This is a genomic window from Peribacillus sp. NPDC056705, from assembly GCF_043656335.1.
In genome coordinates, this window is the sequence record NZ_JBHTYI010000005.1 from 109,251 (window position 1) to 124,096 (window position 14,846).

Genomic DNA, 14,846 nt, shown 5'->3' on the forward strand with positions numbered 1-14,846 from the left:
CCTATCCTCCTACTTATTGTTTATTTTCGATTTTTTGTTTTTCATCAATACGCCTCAAATATTCGACCGATTGCGGAAGAAACGGGGCTATTCCTTTGTATGCAGCCATAGGTTCCGGAATATCCTGCAGTACGCTATATGTCAGATCAAACCACTCCTGGCGCAATGTCAAATCCTCCAGTGGGAGGAACTGCGTATTCAATACGAATAGAATGGCGTTGCTTCTTGGCATGCGATAAAATTTTTGTTCTTCAACACGCAAACGAACAAGTTTACCTGCATTTTCCGGTGTTATCCCAGAACGCTGCGGTCCCCAGACATCCATCGTTTCATAGTTGACATCCCAACGGTCAGCCATCAGGTTCCAGTTGATGCGTGTCCATGGCTTTCCTGGCTCAATGGAAAATAAAAACTTACGAACGCGATCTGCCAGTTCATCGCCTTTCCGTGATACAAATGGAACGGGTGCATGGATTTCATCAAAGGACATGCCTTTATTCCAGTTAGCTGAGAAGAGTGCGGCGTATGAAACTTGTCCCACTTCCAAATAGAAATTACTATCGCGATGAACCATTAAAACAAAATCATTGTGGAAATGGCGCCCTACATAATCAAGAGGCTCATATTGAAGCGTGCTGGCATCGCCATACACGAATGAATCCGATTCCCCGAAAATGTGGTTCTTGAAAGTCCAGTTGTCTCCATCTTTAATGACCTCGAAATGCTCCGGATAGCGATCAGTTGCCATGCCGATGAGCATTTCCAATATTTCCCATTGCATTTCCATTGTGTGTGAAAAGGATTGAAACCTTATATGCGGCTGTTCTTGAAGGAGACGACGCTTCGTTTCCACTTGAAGTCTATATTCTGGAGTAACTTCAATACAGTTAATGTTTGAGAGTCTTTTCAAATCGTTTGAATAACGATAGTTACCTGAAGTGAATGGAAATGGGAATGTATCTAAATCAGTTGTTTTGAAATCTAAACTTTGTGTAAACATTGAACAATCTCCTCTCGTTCCCTAGATTCTTTAAATTGCGTTTTTTCTATTTAGCTTCCTTTAATTCAACGGATGGACGCTCCATGTCAACTTCAAAACGGAAAATGTATTTAGATGAAACATAGTAGGTGACTAAAGCGACAAAGTATGTTGGAATTCCGGCAGCTGTATGAAGGAAAAAGTCACTTGCTTCAAAAGTCAATGGATTATAAAGTGCCCAGTAAACGATCGTTCCAATGACCACCGTTAGAACTGCCGACGGGTTAAGGCCTTTCCAATAAGTATAAGAGCCCTGTGTGTCATACAAATCCCTTATTGAAATGCGTTGTCGCTTTACAAAAAAGTAATCTGCAACGACAATTCCGCCAAGAACAGCCATGATAAAGGAAATGACAGCAATGAATGAACCAAATGCATCATAGAACGTCGAGCTTAGAAGTAAGAATATGGTCGGTACGGTTGTACCCATCGCAATCATCCATGACTTTTTCGGGAATACAGTTTTAAAGCTGACAGCTTGTGAGTACATAAGGAAAATGGCTGCACCGACATTCCCAACTGAAAGTAAAATCAAGCCAATGAAGCCGCCCCAACTCCCTGCGATGGAAAACATCCAGTCAGAAGGATTAAGTGAACCAGCGACTAATGCAGCAATGGCCCCAACTAAAGCTGCGATACAAACGATGATTCCATAGCTGTAGAATCCTGCTTTAAATGCTCCTCCTTCTGTTTTAGATAAACGGCTGTATTGGCCAAGGTATGGCAGCCATGAGAAGCCGAGACCGATATTTAATTCCAGGGCTGTCGCGAATGAACGAGAATTCGTTTCAAATGGCTCGGAAGGAAGTATATGAGCGACTTTAGTGAATCCCTGGCCAAACAAGACTATTGCAAGAAGACCAAACATGAGAACCATAAAAACCGGAACGGCTACTGCGGTATATTTTTGAATCGCTATCGGTCCCTTCACCGTTACTAGAAATGCACAGATGAAGAGTAAAATCGAGAAAAACGGCGCTCCAGTTGCTTGGCTTGAGAAAATGGCGGGCATCCCCATCCAATTAGCAGCCTCTGCTAACGCCTGGCCGGACATGAAAAGCGCAATGGAAATGTAGCCGAGAGTTAAAATAAGAAAAACAAAGAAAAAGATATTGGATCCTAGATACCCTAGTGAACTTCGAAACCCTACAAAAGTATCTATGCCATAACGCGCAAAATAAAGGGTAATGGGAACAATCAACAGCAAAGGGAAGGCGTTACCGAATAAAATCGCTGCCAGTGACTGCTTCACATCAAGCATTGTACCTGTGTATCCACCAGTTAACAGCCCAAAAGATGAGAGGCCAATTACAACCTGAACTAAAATTAAATCCCGAAGATTAAAAATCCGGTCACTTTTACTTGCCGGTAAAAAACCAAAGGCCACATCCTTTGAAATGGAGGCATTCTCTTTACTCACACGCTTCTCTCCCAACTATAAAATAATGATTGTATCGCTTGGAAATAAGACTGTCATTGTTTTGGGTGAGCTAAATAAACTACTTTAGACAAGTGTATAGACCAGGTAAAAGATGATTAATATCATGAGAAAAATTGAACCTGTCGCATCCTTCCATTTCATTTTGTCGATTTTCACGGCATCTTCCTTTTCATACGCATTGATCCGCTCATTCAAATCTGAATATAGATTTTTAATAAAGGGATCTTCAGAATTGATATTCTGTTGGAACTGATTCTCTTTATTCAAAATCGTTTCTCCCTCCTTTGCAATCATGCTTTCTAGTCCCTTCTCTTTACTTTAATGCAATAAACATGCCAATCAGAAAACACCATGCTTACTGGGTTTCCAATAGGAAGAATATTCATTTTTGAAACTATTGAACAATTGTGAAATTTCTGTAATATAAAAGCTAGGAAGTTAAATGAAAGGCAGGTAGACATGAATGGATCACTTCACCTCTGTACTCTTGTCTATTTACGACCAGCTTATTGTGACAGATAAAAATGGCACCATACTGAAATCGACCGGAACAGGAAACACCTTATTCCAAACAGTCAAATCCGCTAATGTCGGCGGTTCCATCAAGGATGTTGAACAAGATTTGTTTTCCACAAGCTTGGCAGAAGAGATAATGGGCAAAAATGAAAAAAGATCTTCCATGCTGTCCTCATGGCAGGGTCCGGAAATGCTGATGACGGCATACCCGATTGAAACTGGGGCCTGGGTGTGGGCCTACAAAGAAATTAAAGACTCTTATCCAGATACATCAAGGGGTCAATCGGGGCCTTTGTTTGAATCGAAGAAGCCATCTTTTCCATTTGTGATCCGCAGTAAACCGATGCTTGATGTTCTGCATAAAATGCAAATGGTTTCCGATGTTAGCGCAACAGTCCTTTTATTGGGGGAATCCGGTGTAGGAAAGGAAATGGCCGCCAGGGCCATACATAATATGAGTAACAGAAGCGACGGTCCGTTTATACCTGTCAATTGCGGTGCAATCCCGGAAAACCTAATTGAAAGCGAACTTTTTGGCTACGTAGAAGGGGCTTTTACCAGCGCACGGAAAGACGGCGCCAAAGGGAAATTCACACTCGCCCATAAAGGTATCTTATTCTTGGATGAGGTTGGCGAGTTACCGCTTAACGTACAGGTAAAACTGCTTCGCGTCCTTCAGGAACGCGTTGTCACACCAATTGGAAGTACGACATCACACCCTGTTGATATTCAGGTGATTGCTGCAACAAATAAATCGCTCGAAAAAATGGTGAAAAAAGGTGAATTTCGAGAAGACTTATATTATCGCCTACATGTCGTACCTATCCATCTTCCGCCGCTTAGGAATCGTGTAGATGAAATCCCCCACCTGGTTCAGTTTTTTCTACAAAAGTACAATGCACTATACAATCGAAATGTGGCTTTCACCCCGGATGCAATCGACTTGCTATGTATCTATCAATGGCCCGGTAATGTGCGCGAACTTGAAAATACAGTTGAAAGGCTTGTGATTACTAGCGGAATGCCGGAAGTAGATGTTGCGTTGGTTAAAGAAGTCCTTCCTTTTAAAGGGCCCAAACCCGCTTCAATACCTGTTATCGATTTTCTTATGCCTATGCAGGAAGCAGTCGAGCTTGTGGAGGAACAGCTCATCAATATGGCGATGGAACAATACAAATCATTAAAACTAGCAGCGAAGGTATTGGAAGTCAGCCAGCCTACGATGAGCAGGAAATATAAAAAATTACGTAATAAAATTGAGGAGGCACGCTTTTCACCAGTGGATAAACGGGCCATTTTAGAAGAACAAATAAATCAACGGCTTCGTTCCATTGCGGTTGTAACGGCAGCTATCATTCCAGCTGAAGAGGTTATCAGTCTGCAAAAAAATATGAACCGGCAAACTTCCTATTCCCAGAAATTAAAACAAAAACTTACCATGATTCAAGAAAAGGAAGGCGTAATTGAATGGGTCTTTATATTTATCATGACGGAGGATGGACGTCTGATTCACCTCGTTGCAGACAAAGGCTTTGTAATTGAACCGGGGGAAGAATATATTGGCCCCCCTGAAATGGTTAATGTTGCATACCAGGCATTTAATGGTAAGGCTGGTGTGACTCCGATATATGAAGACAGGTACGGTGAGTGGAAAACAAGCTTTGCGCCTATTATTGATGATGAGGGCAATATCGTTGCTATTGTAGGTTGTGATTACAGCAAAGCCTATTTCAATTCGGAAATGCAACGTCTCCGTAAACAACTCAATATACATGTTTGATTTCAGGATGCAGTCATGCAGGATCAAAACGTTTGGGGAATAAAGCAAAAAAAGAAAAGCTGAATGCAAAAGCCTTCTTGAACAGGCTTTTGCATTCAGCTTTATCGGTATGATCAAACCATATATACACCATGAATGTTATACAGGAGTTAAAATGGCATTAACGCCACCCATTTTTCGGATCTAACTGGTGTTTCCATATTGACCACACTTATAGGCTATAGTATATCTTGTTCTTCCACTATCCTCTTTTATAGTAGTTTTACGATTTATCTCCAAGTAATTCTTTAACATAGTACTTCTATGTTAAATCCTCCAGGCTCTTCTACATAGAACGTATACCTGTGTAGGTGTTGTGGAGGTTTCACCATAAATCCATCATCCTTCAACCGTTGATTGATCCTGTTGACTTGCTCTTCATTTTCTTGTATGAATCCAACATGAAAAGTCTTCGGGTATTGTACATCGCTTCCTTTCATTAGAGTCAATATGGAACCATCATCATCTTTCATTGCAGCGAACCCATCTCCCCGGCTTCCTGCACATGACAATCCAAAGTATCTTTCTAAAAACTCCCTTGATGCTGTAACATCATTAACTGTTAAATTTATATGATTGATCTTCATTACTTCCCCCCATTTTAATTTTATTGTTTTCTTTCCGTCTCTCGGTAAAAGAAGTTAATTTTCCCTTCCTATTTTGTAAGGTATTCCTTCTTCGTTAAAATGTTGGTATTTTCCTTCCGATTCAGTGAATAATCATCCAAGCGACCGCATTTACAAGATTTAAAAAGGCCAACCAGTAAAAACTGGCTAGCCTTTGGTGCAACTCAACTACAATATTTTTTCATTTTCAAGGCTGGTATTTGACTCCACTTTCTTAGCCAATTTAAATTTATAGAATAATATACAGGCTATCAAAAATCCTATCCCATAAAACAGCCCGACTCGTTGAGTAGGATCAAAGGCAAGGAATACTAGAATCAGCAAACAAAAGCCTAAACAAAACAACGGGACAAATGGGTAAAAGGGTACCATGTATTGTAAATCTTCCGTTTTACCACCCGCTTTTATAAATTTCCTTCTAAACATATATTGCGATAAAGCAATTCCCATCCATGAAATCGTGACGGAAATACCAGCTATGGACATAAGTATCACGAACACTGTATCGGCCGCAATGAAGCTAGTCAATAACGATAGAAGCGAAAAACAGATTGTAAAAAGAAGGGCATTCAATGGCACCTTCCTCTTGGATAATAGACCAAACACCTTGGGTGCCATACCGTCATGAGCCATCGACCAAAGCAACCTTGTGGATGCATAAAGACATGAATTCCCCACAGAAAGAATGGCTGTCAAAATAATAAAATTCATGATACCTGCTGCATAAGGAATCCCGGCTATCTTCATCAAAGTTACAAAAGGGCTTTCCAATAAGCCTAATTCCGAAGAAGGGAATATGGCGGAAAGGATGATGATGGACGAAATGTAGAAAACAATGATTCTAAATAGTACGTTTCGAATGGCTTTAGGGATATTCTCTTCGGGCTTTTCACTTTCCCCTGCCGCTATTCCTATTAGTTCTGAGCCTTGATAAGAAAATATTACATTCATCATTGTCACAAAGATAATGGTAATCCCCCCTGCTGGAAATAGACCAGAAGGAGCCAAATTCTCAAAGAATGGGGTTGGACGATCAGATAAAGAGACAAAACCAAAGATGCCAGCGATTCCAATCAAGATAAACAAAATCACTGCAACGATTTTTATTCCAGCGAACCAATATTCCGCCTCTGCAAAACCTCTTGTCGTTAATGCATTCAAAGTAAATAAAAGCACTATGAACACAGCACACCAAATCCAGGTAGGACTATGGGGGAACCACTGTTTCATCAATATTCCTGCTGCCGTGAACTCAACTCCTGCAGTGGCGGCTGAACCTACGAAATACATCCATCCTAGAGAGAAACCAGCGGAAGGCCCTATATATTCGGCAGCATATTTCTGGAATGAACCTGTAACCGGCATATGAACGGCCAGCTCGCCAAGGCAGACCATTACCATGTACAAAATAAGACCGCCGGCTAGATAACCGACAAGGGCCCCTCCTGCCCCTGCTTGGTTAATGGTATAGCCTGCATTTAAAAAAAGACCTGTACCGATTACGCCGCCAAGTGAAAGCATAAATAAATGGCGTCTTTTCATTGAGCGCTGCAGCTGATCATTATTCTCCAGTCCATACCCCATATAAACACTTCCTTATCTTATCTATTAACCTATCCTTCTCCTAAACTATCTTAGAACCTCAAAGAGAGACAACTAAGTCCGCCATCTTGTTTTTGAAATTCAGTCACCTCCACATCAATCACAGTGTATCCCAAATCTTCAATTTTTTTCTTTGTATCCTCAAACCCTTTAGGGACAATAACGCAGTCGTTCATTCTTACGCAGTTACCCGAATATTCCTCTTCCTGTTTTACGATTATTTGATTGAAGCCAGAAAAAGCCTCGTTATTAATGAATTCCCCGGCCACTAATAAATTATTGTCTCCCAGGTAATTGACACCCGTTTTTAAATGAAAGAACTTCTTAAGGGGAATGATCGTCGTATCATATCCATATTTAGCCATAATATCTTTGAACTGAAGAGCACCTGTTTCATTTGTTCTAGTTGAAAGACCAATATAGAAGTGATCTTCAACTTGCATTACATCTCCGCCATCCAACATACCTGGAGATTGAATATATTCGATTGTGTCATAAAAGTTCTTTAAAACTTCTCTCATTTCATTAATCTCACCATTCCGGCTTTCTGCACCAGGATTGGTTACAAGGGCACATTTTGGCGTCAACACGGCTGTATCTTCCACAAACGTGGAATCAGGGTATCTCTCATCCGGTTCGAGAACGGTCACTTTCACACCGCAGCGTTTTAATGCTTCTACATAAGCATCGTGTTGTATAAGAGCTTTTTCATAATCCGGGTTTCCTAAATCCGATGTTGTTAAGCCATTTACATAACTTTTTCCAATCTTTCTTACAATCGCGTGTTTAAACATTTATATTCCTCCTAAATAGGTAGTTTATTTTTTAAAATGTAGGCTATTAACCTTTTTGAACCAGAAGTTCTTTAAATGAAATTTCTTTTCATCACTTTGCTCACTTAACTATTCCAGAAGCGGAAACCATGGAAAAAACCAGTCATGATAGGGAGAAAAGACACCGTAAGTTTTCTTTTAAACTATAACGTTTGTCTTTTCCAGCCCAATGCTTGCTCAATTATTTTAATCACCGCATAATTTATCCGCTATATTTACAAAATATCTTACTCCATACCCTAAAGCCTTCTCATCGATTTTAAATTTAGGATGGTGTAAAGGGTAAGCTTTTCCAAACTCATCATTATGAACGCCTAGAAATTGCATGGAAGAGGGTACGATTTCGGAAAAAGCCGAAAAATCTTCTGTCCCGAACATAGGATCATCAACCCGGATGATATTATCTCCTTCAAAAATACCTTCCATGACCGTTCTTGAAATATCGACAGCTGCTTTATCATTTACCACGGCTGGATACCCTAAATACCAAGTAATTTCACATTTTGCCCCATGTGTTTCTGAAATCCCCTTAACGATTTGCTCTAGATACTCCCTTGCTTTCAATCGGCTATCAGGGTCTAAGGAACGAATGGTACCACCGATTTTTGCATATTCAGGTATGACATTCAGCGCACTACCTGAATGGAATTGAGTGACTGAAATGACGGGTGTCCTAAGAGCTGAAATTTTTCTCGAAACGATATGTTGAAGATTCGTAGTAATTTCTGCACCAATGAGCAGCGGATCTACCGTTAATTCCGGAGTCGACGCATGACCGCCCTGCCCAATGATTTTAATTTCAAAATCATCGGCTGCTGCACAGAATACCCCTTCCCTTAAACATATCGTACCTGTTCGTTCATAAGGAGTAACATGCAGTGCAAATGCATAATCCACTCCTTCCATGACCCCTTTTTTCACCAATTCCTGAGCTCCCCCTGGCAGAACCTCTTCGGCGTGTTGGAAAATAAACCTGACTTCTCCATCAATCGCATCTTTTTTCCCAGAGAGGACTTTAGCAGCACCTAATAACATCGCAGCATGTGCATCATGTCCGCATGCATGCATAATCCCGGGATTTCTTGATTGATAATCAATTTCTGCTTCTTCTTGAATCGGGAGTGCATCAATATCGGCACGAAAGGTGATGGTATTCGATTTTCGGGCAGATTTTTTAGCTCCTTTGAGAACCGCTAAAACGCTCGTTTCGGTAGGTCTCGTCACTTCCAATCCTGTAAAGGTTTTTAATTTCCTATAGATGAATTCAGAAGTCTGGTACTCCTGATATGAGAGCTCCGGATTTTCGTGAAAATGACGTCGCCATGAAATCACTTCATCGACAACTGTCTCCTGTATTGTCTTCATCATAAATGCCTCCCTGATCATTTAGTGCCAATATTCAGATTTTTAAAGTCTTTAAAAAGGGCCATACTGTATGCTTTGAGCAATGATCAAAAAGATAATTGCTACCGCAACCTGAATCAAAAGATACGGAAACACCCATTTTACCCATTTCGTAAAAGATATGCCTGCCACTGCCAGTCCAGCCAATAGCACTCCAGAAGTCGGAAATATCATATTCGAAATCCCATCCCCTAATTGGAAAGCTAACACTGCCGTTTGTCTTGTCACACCCATCAAATCCGCCAATGGAGCCATTATCGGCATCGTCAATGCTGCTTGTCCACTTCCGGATGGAACAATGAAGTTAAGAAACAATTGGACAATGAACATTCCGATTGCATTTATGGCGGGAGGAAGCTGCTCAACCAATCCCGCAGCATAATATAAAATCGTATCCAGCATTCCGCCACTTGTAATGATGACCAAGATTGTCTGCGCAATGCCTATTATCAATGCCCCGGAAACCATTTCGCCCGCTCCTGAAATAAAACCATTAGCCATCTTGGATGGAGTCAAGCCACCAATCAGGCCCATTATGATCCCGCTTAATAAAAACAAGCCGCCAATTTCACTTATATACCATCCTAATTTAATAACTCCATATACTAATAGGATGAAATTCACCAATAAAATAATTAAAGCAGCGCTATGTCTTTTACTCATCCTAAAATTTTTATCAAGATGTGCATGTTCTTCACGCCTGAATTTCCCATACTCCCCCTGTTCAGGATCTCTTTTAACCTTCATTGCATGGAAATAGATGTACAATACTGTAACGACATAAAACACTGCAAGAAGAGCGATCCGCAATCCCATTCCCGAATACATGGGCAGTTCTGCAATGCTTTGGGCAACCCCTACATTAAAAGGGTTCGTAATGCCCGAGATGAATCCAGTCGCCAATGTTCCAAGGATGACGATCGCAAAGCCTGTAAGGGCATCAAAGCCCAATGCAATCGTCATCGGAACAATGATTGCGATATAAACTAATGAATCTTCAGCAGAGCCGATCAGTGTCCCTAATGATGCGAAGATTAATACCATCAACGGAATAAGCAATCTCTCTTTTTTTCCGAATCGGACAGCCACAAACTTAATGAAAGAATCCAGTGCTCCTGTTGCCTGCATGATTCCCAGTGCTCCGCCAAACAAAAAGACGAACAAGATAATTGACGCTCCTTCAATCATCCCTGCGTGAATGCTGCTGAACATTTCCAATAATCCCACTGGTGTTGATTCAACGAATTCAAAAGAAGTGGGATCAACTACACTTCGGCCATCCTTTTCAATTCTTTCATATTGGCCCGCGGGTAAGATATAGGTTAAAACCGTCACGATTACAATTACGATAAACATTAATACAAAAGGATTAATCCCTTTTTCCGGTAGCTCCGTCAGTTGGTTAAGCGGCTTATTTTTCTGACTAATCGGCTCGGAAGTGATTTGACCATTAGGCAGGTCATTCATTTAAATTCCCCCAGTTAAAGTTATATACTTTTATTCCAGTTCTCCTGACGGACCATCACTTCTCAACCAAACACTTAAACATATTCTTAATTAACTTCTCCAGCATGACGGGCGTATGGACGAAGGCGCTATCGATGTGAAGGCGCTCTGTACGCTGGTGGGCATCCTTGCCGAAAGGACCCACATTAAGTACGGGTGCCTGAAGTTTTTGCATATCCGCGAAAGGAATGCTGTAAGTATCGCCCCAGACTGGTGTATTTTTTTCAAAAGCTGTCCAGCCATCAGACTCATCATTATAATGAACATAGCTTAAATCGCAAAGGCCATTAAAATAATGAATTTGGCTGACTTCCTCACCAAGCATGCTCGCAGTTTCCTTCATTAATTTCACAGATTCCATGATAAGCGGATCATCGGACGTATTGACGGCTGGATAATATGGCGGTGCGAACAGCAATACAATGGCGGGTGAAAGCTCCTGACATTGTATCATCAATTTTTCAACGATCCGCACTGATTTTTCCCGCTCATCCAATTCCATGTTTCCTTTAACTTCACTCTTTATTTGCTCAACAAAACTCCCGCCAAATTTGCCCTCGGCATATGAAAGTAACTTTTCGTAACGCAATACTTGTACTTCACCTACACCTTCAATTTGTTCACGAAGGCAAAGCCCTTTATAAGATTCATTGCATTTCATCGCTGCTTCGTTAGCAACCTGTTCGAATAGGTCCATTATTTCTGCAGCTGTCCTTTTCATAATGAACACATTATAAAGCGCGGCTGCCCGATAAGGTGTCTGTGTTGAATATTGTAGTTTTAGATCTTTTTGCAGAAGCGATACCGGTAAAGGTGTTTCCTCACCAAGATCACTTTCTTGAAAAAGAGTGTTCCACTCCATAAGCTGCGTGAGGAAAGAGGCTATATAGTTAGCTGTCATGCCCTTTAATGGCTCACCTACATGAGTTTCTTTCCCATAAAAAAGTGCAGCGGGCATGATTTTCCCCAAAGTTCCTGAATAAATATAATGTCTATTATCGCCCGGTTTCTGTGAAAAAGACGGTTCACTATTAAAAAACATTTTATAGGAAAGGCCATATTTATCACGTAAAGTCACAAGTTCTTTAACTGCAGCCCTCATTCCCGCGGAATTCACTTCTTCATCAGGAACCGTTAACAGCAGGAGATTGATCGGCCATTGTTCGATGCTTGCCTTTTCGATGATAGCCATATGAAGGGCAAGACCCATTTTCATATCCATCGTTCCTCTGCCAAACAAGTACTTTCCTGATTCAAGATCAATGCGCGCTTCTTCCGGCAGTTCACCTTTCCTGTCATGAAGTTTTTTCGTGAGCTCCTCTGGCTGAAATGCAAGAGTCTCAAGATCACCGTATTCTTCAGTATGAACCGTATCAAAATGGCTAATTAATACAACAGTCTCCTTGCTATCAGGATGTTTATAAAAGGCATTGACAAAATTCCTCCCTAAATCAGCCTCGTGAAGCGATAAGTGCGCCGGATTCCTTTTAAAATAATCAAGCTCCCTCAACTTCTCTTGCACTTTATACGGAAACAATTGTTCTCCTTGTGTAAGAGTACGGCTATCCCAGCTAACAAGTTCACATAACAAAGCACGGAGCGTTTCTGGAGTACCCCATAGTAATCGACTCATTCCAATCCCCCTTCATTGATATTTGTACGCACCACCGGGCAGGTTAAACAAGTTGGACCGCCTGTGCCTTTGAAACTGATCTCAGTTCCTTTGTATTCATAAACCGTTGCTCCCGCATCAATAAGCTTTTGTTTTGTGTAAGCGTTACCAGAAGATATCACGCAAACCCGCGGAGCAATGGCAAGAACATTACAGCCCAAGGTCAAGTACTCATCAACTGGCACTTCGATAAGCTGTATGCCTCGTTCAATCAGCATATTTCTGAAAAAGACAGGCATAAGTCGGGAGTGAACAACTGCTAAATCCTGGTCGACCATACTGATTAAAGACATAAGATGGAGACACTCTCCCTCTCCTTGATCATGCGGAAGCTGAACTACGATGAATTCATCCACAAGATGAGCGGTCATTTCTTTTAATTGCCGAATGGCTTCAGCGTTTGTACGATAACCATGTCCGACAACTAGGGTCTTATCATCAAGCCAAACGATATCACCGCCATCCGCAACCGCATCACCCGTTAAATACCCAATAATCGGGATGTTCTTTTCCCTACAAAATTCTTTGTATACATTAGCTTCAGGCTGTCTCAATTCTTTCCCGGACTTTAAAATAATGGCTCCTTGGCTAGTGAATTTGACCGGATCATGAGCATATAAGGAGTCAATGCCGACCACCGAAGATGCTGGCAAATAATCGATGTTTGGAACATATTTCTCCAAAATGGAAATAAAGTCACCATACTCTTTTAATGCTTCGTTGAAATCTGGCTCTTCCGCATAATTGAAGTTCCGCCATGCTTGGCTTAAATGCTCTTGACTAATAAATGCTTCTTTCGGATGTTTTACAATGACACGTTCCAATGGATTGTACATGGACGAACAATATGTCACTGCCTCCCCCTCCTTTTCCGCATAGTGGAAAACGTTTCCGCTAATAGGAATTTTTCTTTTATTATAAAATCAACTTTGGTATAATGTCAATATGTTTTAAATTTTCAAATAACTTAAGGTTTTGTTCAACTTGTAATGAAAGATAGGTGGTTTGTTTATGCAATCGATCGACCGTGCCATGAACGTTATAAAGGTGCTGGTTTCCAATTCATCGGAAAACTGGCTGTCAATTACGGAACTTTCCCAAGAATGTGATCTTCCTGTCAGCTCCATGCATCGTTTGTTAAAAGCGATGTCCTTGCATGGATTAATCCAACAAGACGGGCAATCCAAACAATATGGTTTAGGGAATATTTGGCTCGAATATGGTTTACGTATGTATGACAAAATGGATTACATCAGCCAAATAAGGCCTGAACTGGAAAGGCTGATGAACGAAGTCGAGGAAAGCGTCTATCTTAGCCAGCCAATAGGAATGGAATCACTCGTTATCGAACGAATCGACAGTGAAAAAAGCCAAATCCGGGTTTATGACCAGCTTGGCTCAAGAGTACCTATGCATATTGGGGCTGCCAATAAAGTGATGCTTGCCTATATGCCATATAATCAAGCCAAAAAAATCGTGGATGCTCTTGTGCCAATTCAAGAAAAAGCAGCTTTTTGGGATATATTGCAAGAAACTAAAATGAAGGGACATGGAATCAGCCACAGTGAGAGAACAGAGGGAACATGTTCTGTTGCCGTGCCGATACTGAACCATTTTGGGGAAGTTCACGGTGCAGTGAGCATAGGTTTTGTCAGCTTTAACCTGACAGATGAAAGACTTGATTTCCTCATTAAGAATGTTATGGAAACTGGCGATCGGGTTTCTGCAAAATTGGGGTATAGGGGAATATGAATAAGAGAACAGTGAAGGATTATCGGATAAGCCGAAAAAGAAGATGAGTCATTTCATCTTCTTTTTCGTTTTTATATTAATCGCTGCCGGTCACAAATAAATCTTCTTTAAAATAGGCGAGTACCTCGCCGGCCACGACTGGTTCACCCTCCAATACCTCCAATGATTCTATTTTCCCGCTGACACCAATATCTATGATTTCCACACGTCCATCTGCCTTCTTAATCTGAAATAATTGTTCCCATTCGTAAAATCTCGAATTTTTGGATATTGAAATTTTTTCAATCCTGCCTTCACATGGGCTAAGAATCACATCAACGTACATTTACATCATTCCTTCCTTCAGTATTCTTCTAAATGAAATGGGGTTTGTAATACCAACTTGAGAAAGTTTTGGAACTCATGTATATCTTCTTGTTCAATCCCAAGGGCCGGAGCCCAGTATTGATCTAAATTAATATCATTGGCACAAAGCAGGATCATTCTTCCGCTTTGCATGGAAGTGACCATTGCTTTACCGAAAAACTGGGCCGAATATACAATGGTCACATCATATCTATAATCTTGTGACAATAAGCAATAATGATGAATAGCCTGGTTTTCTTTATTTTCGGAAAGAATGTCAAAATTCAACGG

General features: G+C 41.0%; 14 protein-coding genes. 2 read left to right on the top strand and 12 right to left on the bottom strand.

Going from position 1 to position 14,846, the window contains the following annotated elements; translation table 11 throughout:
- Positions 1 to 13: 13 nt before the first annotated feature.
- The 3 genes from ACFRAK_RS09020 to ACFRAK_RS09030 form a co-directional block, all read right to left on the bottom strand.
- Positions 14 to 1,000, bottom strand: a complete 987-nt coding sequence (locus ACFRAK_RS09020) for a heme-dependent oxidative N-demethylase family protein (protein ID WP_394571638.1) — start codon at positions 998 to 1,000, stop codon at positions 14 to 16.
- A gap of 46 nt (positions 1,001 to 1,046) precedes the next feature.
- Positions 1,047 to 2,459 (bottom strand): purine-cytosine permease family protein, encoded by a 1,413-nt coding sequence (locus tag ACFRAK_RS09025; protein WP_387597368.1) that lies wholly within the window; start codon positions 2,457 to 2,459, stop codon positions 1,047 to 1,049.
- An 84-nt stretch (positions 2,460 to 2,543) separates the two neighbouring features.
- A complete protein-coding gene (locus ACFRAK_RS09030) occupies positions 2,544 to 2,774 on the bottom strand; it encodes a hypothetical protein (RefSeq protein WP_387597371.1) in 231 nt (76 codons plus the stop codon).
- A gap of 169 nt (positions 2,775 to 2,943) precedes the next feature.
- On the opposite strand from ACFRAK_RS09030, the gene ACFRAK_RS09035 reads away from it, so the two are divergent.
- Entirely contained in the window at positions 2,944 to 4,776 is a 1,833-nt protein-coding gene (locus ACFRAK_RS09035) for a sigma-54 interaction domain-containing protein (protein WP_394571639.1), read from the top strand.
- A gap of 287 nt (positions 4,777 to 5,063) precedes the next feature.
- On the opposite strand, the gene ACFRAK_RS09040 is transcribed toward ACFRAK_RS09035, so the two are convergent.
- The 7 genes from ACFRAK_RS09040 to ACFRAK_RS09070 all read right to left on the bottom strand — a co-directional run bounded on the left by ACFRAK_RS09040 (position 5,064) and on the right by ACFRAK_RS09070 (position 13,294).
- Positions 5,064 to 5,402, bottom strand: coding sequence for a VOC family protein (locus ACFRAK_RS09040; protein WP_394571640.1), 339 nt, complete (start codon positions 5,400 to 5,402; stop codon positions 5,064 to 5,066).
- 207 nt (positions 5,403 to 5,609) lie between these two features.
- Positions 5,610 to 7,025, bottom strand: coding sequence for an amino acid permease (locus ACFRAK_RS09045; RefSeq protein WP_387597380.1), 1,416 nt, complete (start codon positions 7,023 to 7,025; stop codon positions 5,610 to 5,612).
- Positions 7,026 to 7,075: 50 nt separating this feature from the next.
- Positions 7,076 to 7,837, bottom strand: coding sequence for a dimethylarginine dimethylaminohydrolase family protein (locus tag ACFRAK_RS09050; RefSeq protein WP_394571641.1), 762 nt, complete (start codon positions 7,835 to 7,837; stop codon positions 7,076 to 7,078).
- 225 nt (positions 7,838 to 8,062) lie between these two features.
- On the bottom strand, positions 8,063 to 9,244 hold the full coding sequence (locus ACFRAK_RS09055) for an amidohydrolase (RefSeq protein ID WP_387597386.1): 1,182 nt from the start codon (positions 9,242 to 9,244) through the stop codon (positions 8,063 to 8,065).
- A 48-nt stretch (positions 9,245 to 9,292) separates the two neighbouring features.
- Complete coding sequence (locus tag ACFRAK_RS09060; protein ID WP_387598190.1) at positions 9,293 to 10,636, bottom strand: YfcC family protein; 1,344 nt, start codon at positions 10,634 to 10,636, stop codon at positions 9,293 to 9,295.
- A 166-nt stretch (positions 10,637 to 10,802) separates the two neighbouring features.
- Positions 10,803 to 12,419: a M20/M25/M40 family metallo-hydrolase gene (locus tag ACFRAK_RS09065; RefSeq protein WP_394571642.1), complete on the bottom strand. Its 1,617-nt coding sequence runs from the start codon at positions 12,417 to 12,419 to the stop codon at positions 10,803 to 10,805.
- Positions 12,416 to 13,294 (bottom strand): dimethylarginine dimethylaminohydrolase family protein, encoded by an 879-nt coding sequence (locus tag ACFRAK_RS09070; RefSeq protein WP_387598192.1) that lies wholly within the window; start codon positions 13,292 to 13,294, stop codon positions 12,416 to 12,418. Before ACFRAK_RS09070 ends, ACFRAK_RS09065 begins: the two co-directional genes overlap by 4 nt.
- Positions 13,295 to 13,469: 175 nt before the next feature.
- Between ACFRAK_RS09070 and ACFRAK_RS09075 the strand changes: the two genes are divergently transcribed.
- Positions 13,470 to 14,210, top strand: coding sequence for an IclR family transcriptional regulator (locus ACFRAK_RS09075; RefSeq protein WP_387597392.1), 741 nt, complete (start codon positions 13,470 to 13,472; stop codon positions 14,208 to 14,210).
- Between the two features lie 76 nt (positions 14,211 to 14,286).
- On the opposite strand, the gene ACFRAK_RS09080 is transcribed toward ACFRAK_RS09075, so the two are convergent.
- Entirely contained in the window at positions 14,287 to 14,535 is a 249-nt protein-coding gene (locus ACFRAK_RS09080; RefSeq protein WP_141993502.1) for a biotin/lipoyl attachment domain-containing protein, read from the bottom strand.
- Between the two features lie 17 nt (positions 14,536 to 14,552).
- Positions 14,553 to 14,843: an SAV0927 family protein gene (locus ACFRAK_RS09085; RefSeq protein WP_387597395.1), complete on the bottom strand. Its 291-nt coding sequence runs from the start codon at positions 14,841 to 14,843 to the stop codon at positions 14,553 to 14,555.
- Between the last annotated feature and the right edge of the window lie 3 nt (positions 14,844 to 14,846).